This is a genomic window from Thermodesulfobacteriota bacterium, assembly GCA_031082315.1.
Taxonomy (GTDB): Bacteria; Desulfobacterota; QYQD01; order QYQD01; family QYQD01; genus QYQD01.
On the sequence record JAVHLC010000005.1, the window covers coordinates 1 to 21,574 of the forward strand.

At 51.0% G+C, this 21,574-nt stretch carries 18 protein-coding genes and 1 CRISPR repeat array; of the genes, 14 read left to right on the plus strand and 4 right to left on the minus strand.

Features of this window, described 5'->3' with window-relative positions; genetic code table 11:
- The 4 genes from RDU59_05820 to RDU59_05835 form a co-directional block, all read right to left on the minus strand.
- On the minus strand, nt 1-1,087 hold a 1,087-nt coding region (locus RDU59_05820; GenBank protein ID MDQ7837991.1), incomplete at its 3' end, for an AAA family ATPase.
- Nucleotides 1,088-1,098: 11 nt separating this feature from the next.
- Entirely contained in the window at nt 1,099-2,328 is a 1,230-nt protein-coding gene (locus tag RDU59_05825) for an exonuclease SbcCD subunit D C-terminal domain-containing protein (GenBank protein MDQ7837992.1), read from the minus strand.
- Between the two features lie 38 nt (nt 2,329-2,366).
- A complete protein-coding gene (locus RDU59_05830) occupies nt 2,367-3,266 on the minus strand; it encodes a nucleotidyl transferase AbiEii/AbiGii toxin family protein (GenBank protein ID MDQ7837993.1) in 900 nt (299 codons plus the stop codon).
- 20 nt (nt 3,267-3,286) lie between these two features.
- Nucleotides 3,287-3,895, minus strand: coding sequence for a type IV toxin-antitoxin system AbiEi family antitoxin domain-containing protein (locus RDU59_05835; GenBank protein ID MDQ7837994.1), 609 nt, complete (start codon nt 3,893-3,895; stop codon nt 3,287-3,289).
- A 189-nt stretch (nt 3,896-4,084) separates the two neighbouring features.
- On the opposite strand from RDU59_05835, the gene cas6 reads away from it, so the two are divergent.
- The 14 genes from cas6 to RDU59_05905 all read left to right on the plus strand — a co-directional run bounded on the left by cas6 (nt 4,085) and on the right by RDU59_05905 (nt 21,476).
- Nucleotides 4,085-5,023: a CRISPR system precrRNA processing endoribonuclease RAMP protein Cas6 gene (cas6, locus tag RDU59_05840; GenBank protein MDQ7837995.1), complete on the plus strand. Its 939-nt coding sequence runs from the start codon at nt 4,085-4,087 to the stop codon at nt 5,021-5,023.
- Nucleotides 5,024-5,090: 67 nt separating this feature from the next.
- Complete coding sequence (gene csm6 / locus RDU59_05845) at nt 5,091-6,215, plus strand: CRISPR-associated ring nuclease Csm6 (protein MDQ7837996.1); 1,125 nt, start codon at nt 5,091-5,093, stop codon at nt 6,213-6,215.
- A 171-nt stretch (nt 6,216-6,386) separates the two neighbouring features.
- Entirely contained in the window at nt 6,387-9,005 is a 2,619-nt protein-coding gene (cas10, locus tag RDU59_05850) for a type III-A CRISPR-associated protein Cas10/Csm1 (GenBank protein MDQ7837997.1), read from the plus strand.
- A gap of 8 nt (nt 9,006-9,013) precedes the next feature.
- The gene (gene csm2, locus RDU59_05855; protein MDQ7837998.1) at nt 9,014-9,415 is read left to right on the plus strand and encodes a type III-A CRISPR-associated protein Csm2; all 402 of its coding nucleotides are present in this window, start codon (nt 9,014-9,016) and stop codon (nt 9,413-9,415) included.
- Entirely contained in the window at nt 9,412-10,125 is a 714-nt protein-coding gene (gene csm3 / locus RDU59_05860; GenBank protein ID MDQ7837999.1) for a type III-A CRISPR-associated RAMP protein Csm3, read from the plus strand. The genes csm2 and csm3 overlap by 4 nt, the downstream gene beginning before the upstream one ends.
- A 10-nt stretch (nt 10,126-10,135) precedes the next feature.
- Nucleotides 10,136-11,173, plus strand: a complete 1,038-nt coding sequence (locus RDU59_05865; protein ID MDQ7838000.1) for a hypothetical protein — start codon at nt 10,136-10,138, stop codon at nt 11,171-11,173.
- A gap of 3 nt (nt 11,174-11,176) precedes the next feature.
- A complete protein-coding gene (csm5, locus tag RDU59_05870) occupies nt 11,177-12,634 on the plus strand; it encodes a type III-A CRISPR-associated RAMP protein Csm5 (protein MDQ7838001.1) in 1,458 nt (485 codons plus the stop codon).
- Nucleotides 12,635-12,757: 123 nt separating this feature from the next.
- A complete protein-coding gene (locus RDU59_05875) occupies nt 12,758-14,125 on the plus strand; it encodes a TIGR02710 family CRISPR-associated CARF protein (protein MDQ7838002.1) in 1,368 nt (455 codons plus the stop codon).
- Nucleotides 14,126-14,290: 165 nt separating this feature from the next.
- Nucleotides 14,291-14,743, plus strand: coding sequence for a four helix bundle protein (locus RDU59_05880; protein ID MDQ7838003.1), 453 nt, complete (start codon nt 14,291-14,293; stop codon nt 14,741-14,743).
- Nucleotides 14,744-14,829: 86 nt separating this feature from the next.
- Nucleotides 14,830-16,542 carry a CRISPR-associated primase-polymerase type A1 gene (locus RDU59_05885; GenBank protein ID MDQ7838004.1) on the plus strand — a complete coding sequence of 571 codons (1,713 nt, stop codon included), beginning with the start codon at nt 14,830-14,832 and terminating at the stop codon, nt 16,540-16,542.
- Nucleotides 16,543-16,544: 2 nt separating this feature from the next.
- Nucleotides 16,545-17,612, plus strand: a complete 1,068-nt coding sequence (gene cas1, locus RDU59_05890; GenBank protein ID MDQ7838005.1) for a CRISPR-associated endonuclease Cas1 — start codon at nt 16,545-16,547, stop codon at nt 17,610-17,612.
- A 40-nt stretch (nt 17,613-17,652) separates the two neighbouring features.
- On the plus strand, nt 17,653-17,928 hold the full coding sequence (cas2, locus tag RDU59_05895; protein ID MDQ7838006.1) for a CRISPR-associated endonuclease Cas2: 276 nt from the start codon (nt 17,653-17,655) through the stop codon (nt 17,926-17,928).
- A 1-nt stretch (nt 17,929) separates the two neighbouring features.
- A complete protein-coding gene (cas2, locus tag RDU59_05900; protein MDQ7838007.1) occupies nt 17,930-18,226 on the plus strand; it encodes a CRISPR-associated endonuclease Cas2 in 297 nt (98 codons plus the stop codon).
- Nucleotides 18,227-18,567: 341 nt separating this feature from the next.
- Nucleotides 18,568-20,059: direct repeats of the CRISPR family, unit length 37 nt; unit sequence GAAGGAACGACTGACCCGATGAAGAGGGGATTGCGAC.
- 112 nt (nt 20,060-20,171) lie between these two features.
- Nucleotides 20,172-21,476, plus strand: coding sequence for a spore maturation protein (locus RDU59_05905; GenBank protein MDQ7838008.1), 1,305 nt, complete (start codon nt 20,172-20,174; stop codon nt 21,474-21,476).
- The last annotated feature ends 98 nt before the right edge of the window (nt 21,477-21,574 follow it).

Consider the following 21,574-nt stretch of genomic DNA (forward strand, 5'->3'; position numbering starts at 1 on the left):
CTATAATTACACGCACCTTTTTGATGACATCCCCTTCTGACCTCTGCCTGGTTCGTGCCTCATTCAGCCGGGCCTCTGCGGCCTGCCTTACGCTAAACGCATCTGCACAGGCCTTATCCTTTTCAGGCAGAATCGCGATTGCGCCATCAAGCTCTTTTGTCTCATTGTCCTGCTGTACGCGCAAAGTAGCCACTTTAATGTAATCGCCTTCAAGACTGAAAACCTTGCCGGATTTGTCCAGCTTTTTTGATTCCGGCTCAAACGCGTGACGGCGTTTCTCGAAATCCTGCTGTTTCTTGTCCAGTTCTCCCAGTTCTTTCTCCAGGGCAACCATCCCCTCGATCCAGGTCAGGGCCTTCTCCACTTCCTTCATTTTCCCGGCAAGTTCGGTTTCCTGCCTCTGCTTTTCTGTTAGACCGGTCTGCAAATCCCTCTCTTCATCTTCGCTTAAAACCTGGATTCCTTTCAGCTCGGCCTGCAATATCTCAAGTTTGTTGTGTTCTTCCGTACGGCGTTGATGAACTTTCACGGATATCTGGCTGTAGATTTCGGTCCCGGTGATCTGCTCCAGGATGGGCGCCCGCTCGTCGGGAGGGGCCTGGAGAAAGGCCGCGAACCCCCCCTGGGCCAGCAGCATCGAACGGGTGAAGCGCTCAAAATCCATACCCGTGGCCTTCTCTATAAATTCGCCCACCTGGTTTATCTTTGATTCCAGGATGGCACCGGAATCGGCATCGGCTATTTCATGCTTTGCCTGTTGTAATGCACCATCAGATCTTTTCCGGGCGCGATACTGGCTCCAGTGGCAGCGAAACCGGCCCTTCTGCGTCTCGAATGTCACCTCGGCAAAGCATTCACCCGTTTGGCGCGACATGATTTCGTTGCTGCTTTTCGTAACCTTATCCAGGCGGGGCGTCCGGCCGTAAAGCCCGAGGCAGATGGCGTCCAGGATGGTCGTCTTTCCTGAGCCTGTAGGGCCTGTGATTGCAAATATACCGCCAGACGAATAGTCCGGGTGGGTAAAATCAACCTGCCATTCGCCCGTGAGTGAATTAAGGTTCTTGAACCGAACACCCAGTATCCTCATGCCATGTTCTCCTATTCGGCTAAGGCGTCTTCGTCATGCAAAGAGGCGATGATTTCCTGATATGCGCTCAAAAGCTCCTGCCGCTGATCCTCCGGGACTTCGTGCGATTCAAGGCAGCGTTTAAACACGTCTGTTGCATCCAGATCGTCGAGTGTTTCATCCACATCCATTCCGCTCATGGCGCGTTCCAGCACCCGGTTGTTCTTGACGCGGAGGATCTCTATGCCGGTCCCTTCGATTGCCTCATCCAGGCGCTCGCGGAGGCTGCCGGCTATCTCATCTCCTTCATATACTATCTCCAGCCAGGCGTTGCTCCCCCCGGACTTTAGTTCTTCGATATTTCGTGCGATGGCTGGCCAATCCCCTTGCAGGGTCTTCAGTTCCTGGAACCTGGGTACTGGAATAGTTGTGACATTGGGCGCATTTCCCGAAAATTCCACGAGGACCACGCTCTTTTCCTGTTCAGCTTCCCCGAAGCCGATGGGCAGGGGTGAACCTGAATAGCGTATGAAATCTGAACCGCCCACCGTTTGAGGAATATGAAGATGCCCCAAGGCAAGGTAATCGATATGTTCGGGAAACACATCTGTTTTGACCTTTAAAAGGGAGCCGATATACAGTTCGCGCACCCCATCGCCATCAATGGTCTGGCCGCCTGCTGTGAACAGATGCCCCATGGCGATAATCGGAACGGGCTTTTTCAGCGTGGAGCGTTTCTGTTCGGCCGCCTCATACACCATATGGTAATGAGCCCTGATCCCTTCAATGATTTTCCTCTCCTTGTCCTCAATGCTCTCTCCGGCCTCGGCAGTGCGGATATCGCGGTCTCTGAGATAAGGGATGGCGCAGACAATAAGCTGCGGCTCATGATCCAGCCCGGCAAGCACGAGCAGTTCATCTTCAGGAGAATCGGATGCGCAACCCACGACATGGATGTTCAGAAATTGCAGTAGTTCCCTGGGTGCATTTAAAAAAGACGGCGAATCATGATTTCCTGCCGTGACCACCACATGACGGTTTGGAACGGCTGCCACACGGTACAGGAAACGATAATACAACGCCTGTGCATGGTTGCTGGGCGTGCTGTTGTCGAACACGTCCCCCGCCACGAGCAGCACATCGATGTTTTCGTCCTCCATAAGTCCAGCCAGCCAGTTAAGGAACGTTTCGAGTTCCTCGTATCTCTTGCGGCCATACAGAGCGCGGCCGATATGCCAGTCGGAGGTGTGGAGAAGCTTCATGTCTTATCCTTTTTTGTGTTTGTAGAAACCCGATCCGGTCACAGGACTTCTTGCCATGGCCCTCCGGGCGGCCAAGACTTGTTAAAGGATTCACCTAGGGCCACTGCCCTGACAGGCGGCATGACAAATGCCACGATGAACGTGACTGCCTCGGCAAGACTGACGTCTCCCCGCAGCCCTGCCCGGTTCAAAAATGCACGCCACTGCCGGAGCTTCTGAGCGTCTCCCGAAAACTCCGCTGTCAACGCCAGTGGCATGTCAAACGGGATGAAGGTATTCCTGCGTTCAAAGGTTTTCGCTATTGCACTTGTCAACGTCGTTCCATCGAAATCGAACATCCGGCCAATCGTCCACAGGTCATGGAAATCCTTCATGCGGCTGTTGGCGATACCAAGCTGCACCATTGCCTGAAATTTTTCCGCAACCACGGTTTCCCGCGGGTAGACGCGTAAATGGGGCGCAGGCAGGTCAAGCAGAGTTGGAAAATCAGCAAATGCGGTATCAGGGGTGACCGCATCCCCAAAACCGATGTCTACCTGTACATGAATTCGTGCACCGTCCAGGTCGGCATTGATTCTCACCCTGACGCCGCCATATTCCATCTGGTCTCTGATATCCTCGGCCTGTACACTTGCCGGCCCGAAATGGATGCCGTCATCTTCCACATCTGTCAGACAGACGGCACGGATTGTCCCGACAATCGTTTCGATGTCGTTTTCACCGAAACCGAGGAGATCAATATCACGGGTTTGCCGATACGACGGCATCCCCCAGACGGGGAAAAGCATGGCTCCCTTTAGGATAAACCGGTCGCGATATTCCGACCTTCCGAGGCGATAGAGAAAGCGCTCCAGTCCATAACGGGTCAGCATGAGATTAAAGTCGATTTGCCTTTCCCTGGATAGGTCAAGTAGTCGCTGTCGAACCGATGCAGCCATGTTTGTTCTTTTTGCCAGCGTCATAGGGTAATGGCATCCAGGTATGGCCGAATCACGTTGCTTACCCGACAGATTTTCGCGTTACGCCACACCTCGTCCACCGTGCAGCAACGCTTTTTCAGACATTCACGTAGGGATTCAAGAGCAACATCGAGCCCGATTTTGTTTCGATATTTAAAGCAATCGGCTACCGTCTTGGCCGGACTGTAGACCTTGATCGTCACACCATTCACCTTGTGTCTCTCCACCCCTTTGCTGAAGGCTTGACCGGAGAATCGAACAATACGGATCGGCAGGTCGGTTTGAGGTTTACGCGCCTTCGCGTCAATCGCCAGCCAGATTTCAAAAGGCGCCTGTGTAGTGAGGTCGTGATAGCGCAGGGCGGAAAGAAGGCAGACAACCCCATGCGGTACGCGCTTGCATACCTCCATCATTGTTATCTGTTCGTTTGCAGTTGACTTTGCCATACGGTATAGACCATGGCCAACCCGTTCTACATGCCCGGCACGGTGAAGACGCTGGAGTGCAGCACGCGGAATTCCATGCTGCTCAAGATCGCGCGGACGAAGCACGCCCCTTTTTTTCACGAGATCAATGACCTTTTTCTTATGCTCCTGATTCTGTCTCATAGAGATTCCTTGTTACGAAACGTCGGTAGTCGTATATATATACCGACGTTTCGTAACAATCAATCGATATTTGCTTTGACATGGGCTTTCCCGCTGTGCTATCAAAAGATTACAAAGATATACATATAATCAAGCCCGTATCGGCAACATTGCCTCATCTTGTGAATAAGAATAGGTGGGGTTATTATCATGCGGAATATATGTCCCCATGGAGTGCCAATGCTGTACGGCCGTTTTACCTTTGCCAGTGAGTTGAGTGCTGAGGCAGTTCTGCCGCCCTTTAAAGGTTCGACATTTCGCGGGGCCTTTGGGGTAGCGCTGAAGCGGGTGGTCTGTGCCCTGCGAAGACAGGAATGCCCGGACTGCTTATTGAACAGCCGCTGCGTCTATGCCTTCTTTTTTGAGTCCCCTCCTCCAAATCCCTTCGTAATCGAACCACCTTTGACCACCCAGACCCGCTTCTTGCCCGGCGAGGCCTTTGATTTTACACTCCTGCTTTTTGGGCGTGCCGTCGAGTATCTACCCTATTGCGTCTATGCGTTTGACCGGATGGGGCAAACCGGGATCGGGAAACGCGTCAACGGAAGGCGCGCAGGCTTTGTGCTTAAGGCGGTCGGGTCGGGACTTGGCGGGGAGACGATCTATTCTTCTCAAGACCGGCGACTTCAAGGGATGAACTTTTCCTCCGAACTCACGCTGCCTGAGCCACCGGTCGCCGACATCCGACGAATAACTATACAATTGGAAACCCCTTTGCGGGTAAAGCAAGAAAATCATCTTACAGCCGATCTGCCCTTTCACACCCTCATTCGGGCCGCACTTCGGCGCATTTCTTCGTTGTTTGCTTGCTACGGGGCAGGAGAACCGAACTTGGACTATAGGGGCATGGTTGAGCGGGCGCAGGCCGTCGAGATCGTCGAGGCCGATCTCAGATGGTTGGACTGGGAGCGCTACTCAAACCGCCAGGAAACGAGAATGCTCATGGGCGGCATGTCAGGAAGCATCACCTATTCAGGAGAGCTTCGAGAGTTTCTGCCCGTGCTTCGCGTCTGCGAGGAAGTACACCTGGGGAAACAGACCACCTTCGGGTTGGGGAAGATTGAGATAATCGAAGACGAGTTTCAGTAGTTTCAAGTTGCAGGAGTTTAAGAGTTGAAGAAAAACGCAGCCTTTGCGCCTTTGCGGTGAATGAGAAATGAAGAATATCCTGCTTGCCGTATGCGGTCTTAGCCCGCAGGTTATCACGGAAGCGCTTTACGCCCTGCACCAGGAGGGGAGGCGGGTCGATGCTATTCGGGTCATTACCACCCGGAGCGGAAAAGATATAATTAATGCCGCCCTGCTTTCACCTGTTGATGGCAGGTATTACCAGTATCTTCGTGAATACGGGATAGACCCGGGACAAATAGACTTCCATGCGGGTCATGTCTATACGGTAACCGACGAAAACGGCCAGGAAATAGACGACATCGGAGACGAGGACGACAACGAGCTTGTCCTTAAGAAATGCCTCGATATCACATTCGACCTTACACGTGATCCTGAAACTGCCGTGTTTTTCCTGGTCGCGGGTGGCCGGAAGACCATGAGTTCTTGTCTGACCCTCGCTGCCCAGATGTATGGCCGGAAGCAGGATCGCATATACCACGTACTTGTATCCCCCGAATTCGAGAGCAATCGTGACTTCTTCTACCCGCCCGCAAAACCGGTCAAGATTGAACTCAAGGACAAAAACGGAGAGAGGTTTACAAAAAGCACGAGCTATGCCAGGATCAATCTGATTTCCATGCCGTTTGTTTCTATTCGACAGAGGCTCTCCAGTGAGCGGCTGAAAACACCGCAGGACCCGGCCAGCCTGATGCTCTCCATTGTCCGCGAAGCAAAACCAATTTTGACGGTAAACATACCGGACAAGAAGTTGATCTACAAAGGCATGGAACTTGACCTGCCGCCGGCGCTCTTGACCCTTTATGCCTTTTTTGCCATGCAGAAGAAAGACTGCCGCCTGGAGAAAACCTCCTGCCGGTCCTGCTACGATTGCTTTTTGAGCATTCAGGACGTCTATGCCGGTCAGGAAAAAATAACCGAACTCTACCACCGTATGATTGGAAACACTCTGCCTTTGGTTCAGGCTGATAAAGGGATATTCAATCTTCAAGCGGAGGATTTTAATGCCTACAAGTCCAAGCTAAGAAAAAAGATCGGGCAGCGCTTCGGCCTCCATATACTGCCTAAAATCGAGATAACCTCCATCGGCCAGAAGCCGGACACCAGGCATGGGATACTGCTGGATAAGAGCCTGATACGGATAGTGCTGTAAAGGTGAACCCTGGCAACGTTGCCAGGGTTGAACTCTGCCGTATGGAAATTGTAACATGAGTCGGAAGACATAAGCTTTGAGAGCGAGGGGCAAAATGGGCTTTGATCAAAGGGAATATCAAACCGTGGTGCTGGGTGCGCTGATGCATGATATGTGGAGGGATTGATGGATATGAACATCTACAAAATAGCAATAGCAGCATTTTTGCACGACATAGGAAAATTTGCAGAGCGGGCCGGTGCTGCATTCAACGTAAGTCCCGACTTTATCAGCGGAAACATGGACCTTTATCAGCCCCACTTTCAGGAACAGTACACGCACAAACACGCACTATATACAGCAGCCTTTATCGATCACATCGAGAAGTTGTTGCCCAGGGAGTTCAACAGAGATGAATGGGGGCTGGGGGATTCCTTCATAAATCTTGCGGCCGGGCACCATAAGCCCGAAACACCCCTGCAATGGGTTATAGCGATGGCAGACAGGGTAAGCAGCGGTTTTGACCGCGATGAGTTTGAGAATTACAACAAGGAGAAATCTGACAAGGGGATAGCATTCAGGGATTATAAGAAGACGCGGCTCTTAACAATCTTCGAGGGGATCTCGCCGGACGGTAACTGGAAGGAAGATAATCTCGAATCGTACAGATTTAGATATCCACTCAGAGAGCTGTCGCCCGAGAACATCTTTCCAGTGGATGATCCTGAATACAGGAAACTAGATGGTGAACAGGCATCGAAGGAATACGAGGAGCTGTTCTTCAACTTCATCGCATCGCTGGAAAAGCTTGAACACAGGCGAAACATCCCACTATGGTTCGAGCACTTTGACAGCCTGTTTATGATTTATGCGTCCCATATCCCTGCCGCAACGGTGGGCAAGGTGGTGCCGGATGTCTCTCTTTACGACCATTCACGGACAACGGCGGCACTGGCTTCCGCCATTTATCTCTATCATCTCCATAGCAATAGCCTGGAGGTGGGAAAGATTACCGATTATGACAACAAGAAGTTCTTGATCGTAACCGGAGATTTCTATGGGATTCAGAATTTTATCTTCTCCGAAGGCGGAAGCACGAATAAGGCCTCTGCCAAGCTCTTAAGAGGTCGTTCATTTGCCGTGTCTCTCCTTTCCGAACTTGCCGCCGACATGTTATGCAGGCAGATCGGTTTGACTTTCATCTCGGTCGTTTTGAATGCAGCCGGAAAGTTTACCGTGATCGCTCCCAATACAGAAAAAACCAAGGACGGCATAAAGGGTGTGGAAGACAAGATCAATGACTGGCTGGTTTCCCGATTTTTCGGAGAATCCGCTTTTGGTCTGTCTTACGTGGAGGCATCTTGTAACGATTTCACATCGAAAAAGTTCGGGGAACTGTTGGAAAGGCTGGCCAAGACATCGGAGGAAAAGAAATTCAACAAGATCGATCTCGAAAAGTACGGCGGCGCGGTGCACGGCTATCTTGACCGGTTCAATAACAATCTGTCCAGTAAGCTCTGCCCGTTTTGTCATAAACGGCCATCGAGTCCGGAAGCAGAAAATGATAAGTTACTGAGCGACAAGGGATCAGCCTGCAAAGTATGCCGGGACCACATTTATATCGGCACACGTCTTGTGAGGACGTCGAGAATTGCCGTGACGACAATAGACGCAGAGATCCCCGGCCCCAAACTCTTGGATCCACTATTTGGAGACTACCAGGTCTCTCTCAATGTTGACGGAAAACTGGACAAATTGGCCGAGAAGGGAGTTCTGCTCAAGTACTGGGATATCTCGTTGCCACAGAATGGGAGAATAGCCAAGGACATAACCGCCAAATTTGTAAATGGCTATGTGCCTAAGTACGAGCAGGAAGATAATCATGATGAAAGGCTCCTGGTCGGACCGAAACGCGAAGAGACAATAATGGAACTCATAGAAGCTGTCCGACCGGGAGAGGAGACCCCGAAAACCTTCCTGCATATCGCAAAGAAGGCTTTGAATCATACGGACAAACCCGGCAGGTTCACTGGTATCGAGGCACTGGGCATCCTCAAGGCCGACGTGGACAACCTGGGGCTGGTCTTTGCTTGCGGCCTCAGACACAACAGCCTCTCACGCCTGGCAACACTCAGCAGGCAGATGAACCATTTCTTCTGTATCTTTCTGCCGTATGCTCTGAGCACAAAAGACGAGTTCAGGGACATCTACACGATCTTTGCCGGAGGCGACGACCTTTTTCTGGTGGGGCCTTGGAACAGGATTGTTGATTTTTCATCATACCTGAACAGTTCATTCAGAAGTTATGTGTGCGGCAATGACCAAGTCACGATCTCGGCGGGTATGAGCGTGAACAGACCTGGTGAGCCGGTCCCATCCATCGCTGACAAATCTGAGGCTGCCCTTGGGAAATCAAAACGGAATGGCCGAGACTCGGTCACGCTTTTTGGTGAGCCAGTAAAATGGGCGCAGTTCCAAGAACTGAACGGAGTGAAGGAGGCTATCGAAGCCTGGATGGACAGACCTATTATTAACAACGCCATGCTTTTCAGGCTGAATGCATTCTCCAATCTGGCAAAACAGGAGAAATACCTCTTGAGCCTGAAGGAAGGGATTGACATTGAAGAATGGAACTGCCTTAAATGGCGAGCCACTTTCAAATATACTCTGGCCAGAAATGTGGGCAAGAACTTGAAGGGCAACGAAAGAACGGAGGCTATGAAAGAGGTGGAAAAAGCTGTCGACTGGTTTGCGCAGTACGGCGGCGCTATGAAGATTCCTGTATGGCAGGTCATCTACAACCGAAGATAGGAGGCGACATGGGAGGATTTTGGAAAGACAAGAGCAAGAAACAGATTGATCCGGACTTGTTTTCTAAAACCGCAGAGACTTTGGCCAGGAAGATATCGGAAGAAGGGAGCAGCAAGCTGAACAAACCCACTCAGATACGGAAATTCTATGACGAGGTGGTACGGTTTGACAGCATATTAAAAAATAACCCCGGAGATTTCGATAACATTCTGCCTTATCTCAGAATGCTCAACGCAAAAGCGGCTTACGCAGCGGGCCGGGATTTGATTTCGGCGGGGTTCAAGGACTTCATTTCGAGTTCGTTGAACCAAGTCAAGGACAAGGATGACTTTGATGCCTTTGCGGGATTGTTTGAAGCATTTATAGGGTACTACAAGTTCTTTAGACCTTCTGAAGGAGGGGGAAGATGAGACTTACGAAAATCAAAAGGCTTGAAGGAACCATTACTCTAAAGAGTGGTCTACACATCGGTTCGGGCAATATGGAAATGCATATAGGCGGCACTGACAGTCCGGTGATAAAGCATCCCCATACGTTGGAGCCGTATATCCCTGGGTCCTCGCTAAAGGGAAAGGTCAGGGCGCTGCTCGAAATGGAGAGCGGGCTGATGCTTCACACCAAGGGAGACGTGGTGTCAAGTAAGACATTGGAAGCAAAAGAGGTCAAGGCTAACACGGAGTTGACAGATAAGTGTGAGGGAATTCTGAAGGTCTTTGGGTCAAGCGGCGCAGATAGAGAGGACGAAACGGGGTTCGGACCCACCAGAGTCTCTTTCGCGGACTGTTATCTGGATGACGTCTGGAAGAACAAGGCCAGGGATAATCGTTGGCTGCTGACAGAAGAGAAATCTGAGAACGTTATTAACAGGATCAAAGGCACCGCTGAACATCCAAGGTTTATCGAAAGAGTCCCGGAAGGCACAGTGTTCAGATTTCTGGTCACGTTTAAGGTGTTGCAGGATGGAGATGAAGCCCTCTTTGACGGAGTGCTCCTCAAAGGGCTCAAACTCCTTGAGATGGACGCGCTCGGGGGAAGCGGAAGCAGAGGTTACGGAAGGATCGGCTTTGAGTTCAACGATGGGGAAACAAATGCCAGATTCAAGACATTGAATCCGTTTTAGGAGGTATAGATTGAAGGTCTATGAAATTACCGTAAAACCTGTGAGCGGGTTTGGTACGCCTTTGAAAGGTGACACAATCTTCGGGCATTTTTGCTGGCAGATTGCCTACGACAAAGCGCTCGTTCGAAGCTCCATTGACGCTATCCTTTCAAGCTATCATACAATGCCTTTTGCCGTTTTTTCATCTGCTTATCCCAAATTGTGCATCGGGACCCAGTATCACTATGTCCTCAGAACGCCAAGCCTTCCGATCGAGAAGATTTTCACTTTGCCGGACAGCAAATGCGAGAGAATCCGGACACGTAAGGCCTATAAGAGCAAGGTGTGGATGGTGGTCCCAGAAGGAGGGAAGTTCTCTTCCCTCAAAGAACTGGAATTCCTGAGTGACCAAGAATTGCTCGATCGGGCGCGCGCCAACGTCAGTGAAGAAACCAAGAGGCACATGAGGCGGCGCTTGCGCGGGAACTTCACCGAGGACTTCCGCCAATTCCACAATACAATAGACCGGTTGACCGGTACAACAGGCGAAGGCCGTTTTGTCCCCTTTATGGCCGAACAACGGGTCTATTATCCGGAGACCGAACTGGCGGTATTCGTTGGTATCGATGAGACCGTACTGAGTATCGAACAGGTCATGACCGGACTTCAGCGAATCGGCGATCTTGGTTTCGGTAGAGATGCGTCTACGGGGTGCGGTCGGTTTGAAATCTGCGATGAGTGCGAAATAAACCTGTCCGAAATGGGAAGCGGCGCTCCCAATGCCTGTTACACCCTTGGCCCGTGTGTCCCGGAAAATGATACATTCACGGAGATGTTATTCACGCCCTTCACAAGGTTCGGAAGACATGGCGATGTTTTGGCGAAATCTGTTAATCCGTTTAAGAATCCCATCATCATGGCAGATGAAGGAGGGGTCTTCAAGCCAAAGATCCGGGACGTCTTCAAGAAACCTTACATCGGAAGCGCTGTTCGGGGCATCTCAAAAGCCCAGTCGGAGGCCGTCAGCCAGGGGTACTCCCTGTATATTCCCGTGAACGTGGAGGTTTAGGAGATGGTGAACGTATTGAATGTCAGACTCCATATTGTTTCGCCTGTGCATATCGGATGCGGGGATGTGTACGAACCGACGAGTTTTGTGATCGATGAACGGCGGCAGAAACTAATAGAATTCGATCCGATAGATTTCATTCGATCCCTTTCGGCTACAGACAGGGAGAGATTTACCGCGATTTGCATGGAAGGAACTATTTCGTCCATTGTTGATCTCTATCGCTTTGTCTCCGGCAGGCCAATTAAGGGGAGAGAGGTCGAGATAGCCTCCGGTTTGCCGGCACATTACAAGGAAATGCGTGCGCTCAATTCCAGAAACGAGGCATATGTCAAGCGAGAGATCAATCAGTTCACCATAAGCAGGACGGCGTTCAATCCCTATACCAAACTGGCCTATATACCCGGTTCCTCTCTGAAGGGCGCCTTGAGGACTGCGTACCTGAGCAAACTGGCGAAAGATGCCGGTATCAGGGAGTGGGGAAAAACACGGGGCGCCAAAGCCGCAGAGTTGGAAAAAATACTCCTCGGAGGGACGTTCGCATCGGATCCCTTTAGAATGGTCAAGAGCTCGGATTTATTGCCCGTGCGATCAGCGACAGCAAAGGTAGTCTATGCTGTTAACAAAAAGAAGAAGATGTCCAAATTCGAAGCGCGAGGCCCATTCCAGATCGTAGAAGCAATCACGGATGGGACTAGGTTCGAAGGCGTGATCAATATTCAGGAACCGGAACGACTTGCGGGGATCAAGAAACCGATAACAGCAGAAGGTCTTCTAAAGGCCGTTCATGATTTCTACATGCCCCTGATGATACAGGAAAGCAAAATTACTGACGAAGTCGGCACTGGGAATCCAGTGGCAAAGATGATCGATGAAGAGTTCAGAGACAGGTTGGGGAAATCGGCCTTCTTAGTACGCATTGGCAGACACTCGGGAGCAGAGGCGGTGACCATCGAGGGAAACAGAAACATAAAGATCATGCAGGGAGGAGGTGCTCCAGACAAATATCTCGACCACGCGACGACTATCTGGCTTGCATCGGAAACCAGCAAGCCAACTGTAAACAGCGGGCTGGTCCCGTTCGGGTGGGCAGTACTGGAGGTGGTGGACAAACTAACAGAGTCGGCTGCCGGGAGAGAAACGGATGCTGAACACCATCATCTCAATTCACCGGCGTTGGAGCGGGCAAGTATCGCGGACGTCCACGAGGCGACGTTGCCAGAGACAGATCCCGCAGATTCTCTAATGAAAAAACTTCTGAGAGATGTGGCTCGATGTCGCGGGCCTCAAGACAAGCATGTCTTAGTCCGGGCCTTTGACGAGGCCAAGGCACTGCCACCGGCAAAACGGCTGGAGTTTCTTCAAAAAGTTGAGGAATCGCTTCCTGCTGCGATGAAAGCGAATGCAAAGATAAAGGCTTTTCTGCAGGAACAGCGACAAGCTTTCGAAGCCGCTCAATAGCGAAAAAGTCGAAGGCGGGCGAACTCCATGGTACGAGCGAGGTGCAGCATGGTGGGTTCGTGGTGGGTTTGATCCCTTTCATCCCGGACTCCGGCCCGACCGGGACGAATTTGAGGAAAGAATATGACGAATTTTGAAGCGGATGTCGAAAAATGGAAACAACTCCTCCGGGAGAATCCGGCCCAGGCAAAGGAGTTTTATAATGCCAGCGTCTTTCCGGAGGCCATCTTCCGTTTTTGTCAAAAAGCTGAGAATCTTCGGCGACACCGGTTCGTCATTTCGCTTGTGGGTTTTTCGCCGCAACCCATTATTCTTTTCATCAAGGCCATTCGCCCTGAGAAAGTTTTGTTTCTGTATTCCGACGAATCAGAGAGCATGCTCGACATTATAGGGCAGTATACCGGGTTAACACTGTCCCAGATTGACAAATCGGTAGTGGATCCTTCTGATGTGACTGACGTGTACAAAGGGATCAAGCGATTTGTATCCGACAAGAACCAGGGAGAGGTTTTCGTAGATATCACCGGCGGTAAGAAGTCGATGGTGGCAGGGGCTGCATTGGCTGGATATATCCTCGATCTCACAGTAGGCTACGTGGACTATGAGAAATATCTGCCCGATCTGCGCCAGCCTGAACCAGGAACGGAATATCCTAATATCTTGAAAAACCCACTCACTGTTTTTGGTGATTATGAGATATCTAAGGCGCGCGAGTTTTTTAACCAGGGTCATTTTGCCCGTGCCCGGGAGATTGCCGAGAATTTAGAAGCGAGGATACCTGACGTCTGGCCAGCGAGGGAATTGAAAGACCTAATAGAGGTTTATAAAGCATGGGATGAATTAAACTTTGCCTTCGCTCTTGATACAATAAAGAATTTCCTAACACGTCACGAATATCATGCCGACAAACGTCTTCTGGAATGTGTCCGTAAGCACCTTGAGATATTAACCATTCTTGCCAATCCCCAACATCCCTCTAGTTCTCTATACTTGGCATTAACGTTTTTCTGCGTTGGTAAGCGCCTTGCTTCCAGACAACGTTACGACATGGCTGTTTTGTTGACGTACCGGACTATTGAACAGACACTTTCCATGTTTTTGCAGGAGTCGGGAATCGACTCTTCTGCACCGGTGTATCCGCCTAAATGCACCCGCGAAGCTTACAATCAAAAGCTCAGAGAGGTGTACGAAAAACAATATTACGAGAAGGACCTTCCCACAAAATTAGCACTCATGGATCAAGCTATCGTGCTGAGCCTTTTAGATCATAAGATAGTTAGCAGGCTTGACCTCAATAAACTTAAAGGCATTGTGGAACTGAGAAACTCTTGTATTTTTGCCCACGGTACGAAAACTATGATCGAGGAAGACTGGAGTAAATTCAGGAGGATAGCTGCCAAACTTTTGGCAGAAGCCCTCAAAATAAGGGGCGGGGGCGATCAAGACCTCTCCACCTACGAAGAAAATTTTGCATTCCCTCATTTGCCCTGACTGAACAAACTGTTTTCGGTTACCGGCGATGTAATCATATTCGACCATAGCCCGTTTTGATAAGAAAGTTTCAAGAGTTACAACAGGTTCAATAGTTTCAAAAGTTGCAAAAGTTACAGCAGGTTCAAAAGTTACAGAAGTTACAAAAGTTGAAAGGAGATGGGGATGAGTTTTAAGCGCTTTGAGGACATTATAGCCTGGCAGAAGGCCCGGGAGCTGACGAAGAGGGTCTATGCGCTTACAAGAAACGGAGATTTTGCAAGGGACTACGGCCTCACTGATCAGATCCGCCGGGCCGCAGTTTCCGTGATGTCCAACATAAGCGAAGGATACGAACGGGGAACGAAGGAAGAATTCATACATTTCTTGTATATAGCTAAAGGATCATGCGGCGAGGTGCGTGCCCAGCTTTATGCGGCGCTGGATCAGGACTATATTACAGAAGGGGATTTTGAGGATATTTCGTCACTGGCCGTTGAGACTTCCCGGCTCATCTATCATCTTATTGAGTATCTGAAAGGCACAAATATAAGGGGCGCCAAATTCAAAAAGCCGCCGGTAAAGAACTTTCGGGAAGAGGTGCAGGATCTCCTGAGTGAATACAGCAAAAAAGAATAGTTTCAGGAGTTGCATGAGTTACAAAAATACAGTTCAGGCCGCCCGCTATCACCACAACTTCTGCAACTATTGTAACTGTTTTAACTATGTACCTAACATTGGCAAAAAAACTTCTGGCCGAAGGCGATGAAGACCGCGCCCGAGATATAATCCTTGCCCATCGCCGGGGTGCCGGTAATGATCCGGAGGCGCACTTCCAATGGGGTCTCCTGTGTGAGGAAATCTCCGTCTTCAATCCGGCCTGCCAGTCCTACGAAGAGGCCCTAAGGCTGAGCCCGAGGAACAGCAAGTACTTATTTCAACTGGCCCATCTTTACGCCGATGCCGGCCGGAACGAAAAGGCCATGCGCTATGCCGAGCAGGCCGTCAAACATGACCCGGGCCATACGGAGGCGCGCCGGCTGCTGGCCGATTTGCTTGAAGCCCTCGGACAGGCAGGTTCCGCCGGCGTCGTCCGGGGTTCCGAAAGGGAGGAAAAGGCCCCGCTTCGCTATTTCCCGCCCTCGGTCGGCCAGGCTGATCTGGACACCTTTCTCCATCTCTTTTCCGGTCGGGAGATGGGTTATGCGACGCAGGCATTGGAAGATGTCACCGGCGGTGTCCGCTGGGCATATCAGGATGGGCCAATCACTCCTCAGGTTGTCGAAAAACACATCCTGGGCGAGATTACCTTGGGCGGGCTGCCGCTCCGTTCAGATAACACGGTTAAATACGCAGCCATTCATATCCGGCCCTATCAGCGCGCCGTTTTTCAATATCTCAAGAGCCCCAGCATTCTTATACAACTTGAGGAAGCGGCTCAGGAACAGGCGCGTAGGTTGGTTTCGGCCTGCGCGACTCAGGGAATCCCTGCCTATATTGCAGATTCCGGCCAGCGGAGCAGAAGGGTATGGTTTTTCTTTGCCCGGTTTTTTCACCTTCTGCTTGTAAAGCGCTTTTTAGCGCGCATAACGGAGGCCGTGCCGGTTTCAGATTCGCGCCTGGCAGTGGAGTCCTTTTTAGCTACCCGGCCTGTAGGAATCGGCTGGCAGGAGCAGGCCGTCTTATTACCTCTGGGTGTGGACCGCCGGACAGAAAAGAGAAACCTGTTTATAGACGGGGACGGCGCAGCCTTTCCGGAACAGCTAAAGTTCATCCGCAAGATACGCGAGATAGATGAACCCTTGCTGCGGAATGCCTTTAAGAACCCCCGTATTCGTTTCGGTGGCGGGGTATCTGGGCCAGAAGGACTGAAAGGCATGCAGAACAAATGTCCGGTACTTGTTGAACTGATTAATAAAGCCCAATCTGGCCGTAAATTAAGCAGCGACGAAAAGCTCATCCTCTTTTACACCCTGGGCTTATCCGCGAAGACCAAACCCTACATACATGACATACTTGACCCCTGCCCGGACTATAATTACCAGAAGGTTGTGCGCATACTCCAACAGCTTAAGCCGCACCCTATAAGCTGCCTCAAGATTAGAAGTCTCGTCCCGCATATCACGGCTTCAGTGAATTGTGATTGCGTTTTTGACTTGCGGGGCGGCAGATACCCGTCTCCATTCCTGCATATTGAGCCGCAAACATTTCTGTGCACGGCGCAACACAGACTGGCTGGGGCCTCTCTCAGGGAGATGGCCAATAACTACTTTTTGCTGCTGGCTAAGCGCGAGGAGGTTGGCCGGGATATGGAGAGGCTTGAAAGGGTCATTGAAGAACAACTGGCCGGAAAGGGTCTGGAGAGTGTGGAAACGGCTTACGGATCCCTGCGCCGCGTGGTAAGGGATGGAAGCCCCATGCTTTTATTGGAGCGATAGGGATGTCTGTTGTCTATCTGATGGAACAAGGCGCTGTGGTAAGCAAGGAGGGCCAGAGACTTCTAGTTAAGAAGAAAGGCCAACTGCTTCACACTATCCACAGCTTCAAGCTGGACCAGCTCGTGCTGTTCGGATCCATTTCTCTCACTCCGTCGGTGGTGGCGCATCTTTTGCAAAATGGTGTGGACACAGCCTTCATGACCATCCACGGCCGGTATCTGGGAAGATTGCAGCCGCCGGAAGGAAAGAATATCCTGCTTCGGCAGGCGCAGTACCGGCGTTTTGCGGATGAATCTTTTGTATTGGAGACGGCTCGATCCATCGTAAGAGGGAAATTGGCTAACCAGCGGACTGTTTTGATGCGGCTGAACCGGAACCGGGAGGAACTGAAGCTGGAGGAAATGGTCTTCGGCCTCAAGAAAATCATGGACAAGACATCGGAATGTTCCGGCGTGGAGGGACTTCGGGGGTATGAAGGCAGCGGGACGGCGACCTATTTCAAGGGGTTTTCTCAAGGTTTTCTGGCGGACGGGATACAGTTTACGGCACGAGTGCGGCGGCCTCCTACGAATCCGGTCAATGCCCTGCTGAGCCTCGGATACACCTTTCTCTTTAATGTTGTACTGGCTGCAGTGCAGATGGTCGGTCTGGAACCGTACCTCGGCAGCCTTCATACCGTTGATTACGGGCGACCTTCTCTGCCCCTGGATCTGATGGAGGAATGGCGGCCGATCATTATTGATTCTCTGGTCCTGAGCGTCTTCAATCTCGAGACGATAACGGAAAAGGATTTCACTACGGAGAGGCGCGCCCTGGATGACGAGGTCCTGCCGGAAGGAGAATCTTGTGATAAAAATGGGGCGTCTGGAGCGGGCATCCCGGTGTATTTGACTGATAGCGGGTTCCGAAAGTTTTTGACCCAGTTCGAACGGAAGATGGCCCAAACCGTCTCCTTTCATCTTACCGGTCAGGAGCTTTCGTATCGTGATTGTATCCGCGAACAGGTGCGCCATTTTGTTCGTTATGTGAAGGGTGAAGATAAAGCATATATTCCTATAACCATAAAGTAGTTACAAAAGTTACAATAGTTACAGAAGTTACAATAGGTTTATGTACGTTCTTATTTCTTACGATATTGTCAGCGATAGGGTGCGGAATAAGGTCATGAAATTTTTAAGGGATTATGGTGATCATGTGCAAAAAAGTGTATTTGAATGTCATCTGCATGAAGATAAATACAACGAAGTCAAGGATGGCTTGAGAAAGCTCATTAACCCTAAAGAGGACCGTGTTCGTCTTTATAGGATATGTCACGCCTGTATGGGCAGGGTAGAGATATCCGGTTGGGGTACAGTAAAAGAGGAAGAGGAGTTTATAATAGTTTAAAGTGTCATCACAGGATATAAATCATATCATAGCCAGTTATGATATATGTGACGCCCGGCGGCTACAGCGGGTGGCGAAGGTGATGAAGGACTTTGGTGCCCGAGTGTTGAAGAGCGTCTTTGAGTGCAACCTGACAACCGCCCAGTATCTGGAAATGAAATATAAAGCCGAGCAGATAATTAATCCGCTGGAAGATAGCGTACGGTACTATTTCCTTTGCGGCAAGTGCTTGAAGAATGTGGAGCGCATCGGGAAAGGCGGCGCGTTTACTCATGATGAGGACGTAACCATTGTCTGATATGTACCCTTTTTCTTATTTCCTGTAGGAGCACCTTCCATCTGTGACTCCAGCTTGTGTGTAAGGGTGCTGTGTCCGGAAAGCGGTGAGAGGGACTCGACAATAGTGCGAGAACCGCCGGTGATTTTTGGCGATTTTGTAACTTATTGATTTAGCTAATTATTGTTAATAAGCCTGAATGAAGTTGGCGCATTTGAGAAAAAAGCTGTATTTTCAAATACATAAGATCGAAAAAAGGAGGTATGAGCGATGAGAAGATGTGAGCAACGACTGAGGGCTTACGGAGGTCTGCGGAAACGCGACTTGATCGCCTTGATTTATCGTTATGATTTGAGGCCGCTGAAGGAACGACTGACCCGATGAAGAGGGGATTGCGACCCGATTGCGGCCGGTACGATAATGCGATGCATATACAGAAGGAACGACTGACCCGATGAAGAGGGGATTGCGACCCTGATATATGGTCCCATAATTATCCCGTGCCGGCGAAGGAACGACTGACCCGATGAAGAGGGGATTGCGACCTTCCAGCGAATCCCATTCATGATATGATTCTTGAAGGAACGACTGACCCGATGAAGAGGGGATTGCGACTCTTCCAGCGAATCCCATTCATGATATGATTCTTGGAAGGAACGACTGACCCGATGAAGAGGGGATTGCGACTTGATTTATAGCTACTGATATAATACCCCTGATAATGAAGGAACGACTGACCCGATGAAGAGGGGATTGCGACTGTATTGCAACATTGCCGTTCAACACGTCCTGTAATGGAAGGAACGACTGACCCGATGAAGAGGGGATTGCGACTGGATATTGTAGCTCTCTATTAGCTTCCCTGTTTCGAAGGAACGACTGACCCGATGAAGAGGGGATTGCGACACCATTTCGAGCCGGGTATCTACATTATGGATATTGGAAGGAACGACTGACCCGATGAAGAGGGGATTGCGACACACCTGGGGTTGCCCGGTATCTGTGTATTTTCTGCCGAAGGAACGACTGACCCGATGAAGAGGGGATTGCGACCCTGTTATATTTGCGGATGAAAAACATCTTTTTGTGGAAGGAACGACTGACCCGATGAAGAGGGGATTGCGACCACCCCCTGCCAGATACGATCGTGTATGGTCATGATGGAAGGAACGACTGACCCGATGAAGAGGGGATTGCGACCTCATTTCGGCCTTGTTTTTACATTTCCAAACTGCGAAGGAACGACTGACCCGATGAAGAGGGGATTGCGACCGAGCTGGTTCGGGTCTATTCTTTTTTGCGACTTAGAAGGAACGACTGACCCGATGAAGAGGGGATTGCGACATATGCCCCACATCGGGGATATAACCTACCGGAACATGAAGGAACGACTGACCCGATGAAGAGGGGATTGCGACTCTTACACGTGATATGTTCTATAGTTAGTCCTGGTGAAGGAACGACTGACCCGATGAAGAGGGGATTGCGACATTTCCGGGGATTCCGAAGGGAGGCATAATTTTGTGAAGGAACGACTGACCCGATGAAGAGGGGATTGCGACTGGGATAGATCATCTGTTCGGCCTGCGCAATAGCGAAGGAACGACTGACCCGATGAAGAGGGGATTGCGACCGATCAAAAATTTCCTGAATTTCATCGACCAAGGCCTGGAAGGAACGACTGACCCGATGAAGAGGGGATTGCGACCGTGCTGTTACTTCTTTTCGGTACAAATCCACAACGAAGGAACGACTGACCCGATGAAGAGGGGATTGCGACTTGGGACAATACCGTTCATAGAATATTTTCTTTCCAAGAAGGAACGACTGACCCGATGAAGAGGGGATTGCGATGCCTTTGACGTTTACACGTTCGAACGCTTATCATTGACAAACTATCCGGAATGTGAAACTCTTGCCCCGGTTATGCCTTATCCATTCCCGTCAGGAACTTTAAGAACCGGCAATGAATAAAAAACCGGCGGCAATCAATATCATCTGGCTTTTTCTGATCCTTCTGTCCGTGGTGGCAGCGGCCTATAGCGGAAGGATGAAAGAGACCCTGGATGCCTCTTTTGAGGCGGCCAAGGGCGCGGTGGAATTGGCCATTGGGTTGGTAGGCATCATGGCCCTCTGGCTGGGCTTAATGAAGGTGGCTGAGGTTGGGGGACTGCTTTCTATGGTGGCCAGGGCAGTGCGGCCGGTAATGGTGCGGCTGTTCCCGGAGGTGCCGTCCGGTCACTCTGCCATGTCGGCCATGATCATGAATATCTCGGCCAATGTCCTCGGCCTGGGCAATGCCGCCACGCCGATGGGCATAAAGGCCATGATGGAACTTGACAAACTCAATCCGCATAAAGGGCAGGCAACAAATGCCATGGCCCTTTTCCTGGCCATAAATACCTCCAGCGTCACTGTCCTGCCCCTTGGAATAATCGGGGTGCGGGCGGCCGCCGGGGCGGCCGATCCGGCATCCATTATTATTCCCACCCTTATTGCCACTATTTGCTCGACTGCAGTAGCTATTGCCGCGGCCAAGGTCCTGGCCCGGCGCAGCGAACCGGAAGAATACCCGGTAGATTTTGCCGCTAACCCCGGGGATGCCTCAGGCTCTTCAGGAGGAGAGACGCCTGAAAAAGTGGATCTGTCACCGCCCGGCCGTCTGGGCAAGGTGGTGGCCATCTCCATCATGGCGGCTATAGTCAGCGCCTTCATCTATCGGCTCACCAGGGATGGCGACGCCCTGGCCCTGGGTAAAGAGGTCATTACCTATTGGCTGGTGCCTCTTATCATGTGCGGCCTTTTACTCTTTGGCTATATGCGCGGGGTCAGGGTTTACGAGGCGGCCACGGACGGGGCCAAGGAGGGATTTCAGGTAGCCATTCGTATTATCCCGTTTCTGGTTATGATCCTGGTGGCCATTGGCATGTTCCGGGCCTCCGGGGCATTTGATATATTGGTCAGGATACTGGAGCCGGTTACCGCTCTGATCGGTATGCCGGTCGATGCCCTGCCGGTGGCCCTCATGCGGCCGCTTTCCGGGACCGGCGCTTTTGGTCTGGTCAGCGAGGTGGTCAGCCGTGACCCGAATGGTTTTTCATCTTTTCTGGTTTCAACCATGCAGGGATCGACGGAAACCACCTTCTATGTGCTGGCTATTTATTTCGGCGCCATAGGGGTTACCCGGATACGCCATACCTTGGCGGCCGCTCTCACGGCCGACGTTGCCGGTATCGGCGCTGCCCTGGCTGTCTGCCATCTCATGTATTGAACTTCTAAGTAGTGTTCATCCGGAAACTACTGTTTCCGGCCTCACGCTCTCAGCGATCAGCTGTCAGCTCGTGTCATAGGCAGATTCGCCGGGGCGAA

Excerpts from the sequence above, each read along its gene's own strand:
- RDU59_05825 (MDQ7837992.1), bottom strand. The coding sequence starts at position 2,328 with ATGAAGCTTCTCCACACCTCCGACTGGCATATCGGCCGCGCTCTGTAT.
- RDU59_05830 (MDQ7837993.1), bottom strand. The coding sequence starts at position 3,266 with ATGGCTGCATCGGTTCGACAGCGACTACTTGACCTATCCAGGGAAAGG.
- RDU59_05835 (MDQ7837994.1), bottom strand. The coding sequence starts at position 3,895 with ATGAGACAGAATCAGGAGCATAAGAAAAAGGTCATTGATCTCGTGAAA.
- cas6 (MDQ7837995.1), top strand. The coding sequence starts at position 4,085 with ATGCGGAATATATGTCCCCATGGAGTGCCAATGCTGTACGGCCGTTTT.
- csm6 (MDQ7837996.1), top strand. The coding sequence starts at position 5,091 with ATGAAGAATATCCTGCTTGCCGTATGCGGTCTTAGCCCGCAGGTTATC.
- cas10 (MDQ7837997.1), top strand. The coding sequence starts at position 6,387 with ATGAACATCTACAAAATAGCAATAGCAGCATTTTTGCACGACATAGGA.
- csm2 (MDQ7837998.1), top strand. The coding sequence starts at position 9,014 with ATGGGAGGATTTTGGAAAGACAAGAGCAAGAAACAGATTGATCCGGAC.
- csm3 (MDQ7837999.1), top strand. The coding sequence starts at position 9,412 with ATGAGACTTACGAAAATCAAAAGGCTTGAAGGAACCATTACTCTAAAG.
- csm5 (MDQ7838001.1), top strand. The coding sequence starts at position 11,177 with ATGGTGAACGTATTGAATGTCAGACTCCATATTGTTTCGCCTGTGCAT.
- RDU59_05875 (MDQ7838002.1), top strand. The coding sequence starts at position 12,758 with ATGACGAATTTTGAAGCGGATGTCGAAAAATGGAAACAACTCCTCCGG.
- RDU59_05880 (MDQ7838003.1), top strand. The coding sequence starts at position 14,291 with ATGAGTTTTAAGCGCTTTGAGGACATTATAGCCTGGCAGAAGGCCCGG.
- RDU59_05885 (MDQ7838004.1), top strand. The coding sequence starts at position 14,830 with ATGTACCTAACATTGGCAAAAAAACTTCTGGCCGAAGGCGATGAAGAC.
- cas1 (MDQ7838005.1), top strand. The coding sequence starts at position 16,545 with ATGTCTGTTGTCTATCTGATGGAACAAGGCGCTGTGGTAAGCAAGGAG.
- cas2 (MDQ7838006.1), top strand. The coding sequence starts at position 17,653 with ATGTACGTTCTTATTTCTTACGATATTGTCAGCGATAGGGTGCGGAAT.
- RDU59_05905 (MDQ7838008.1), top strand. The coding sequence starts at position 20,172 with ATGAATAAAAAACCGGCGGCAATCAATATCATCTGGCTTTTTCTGATC.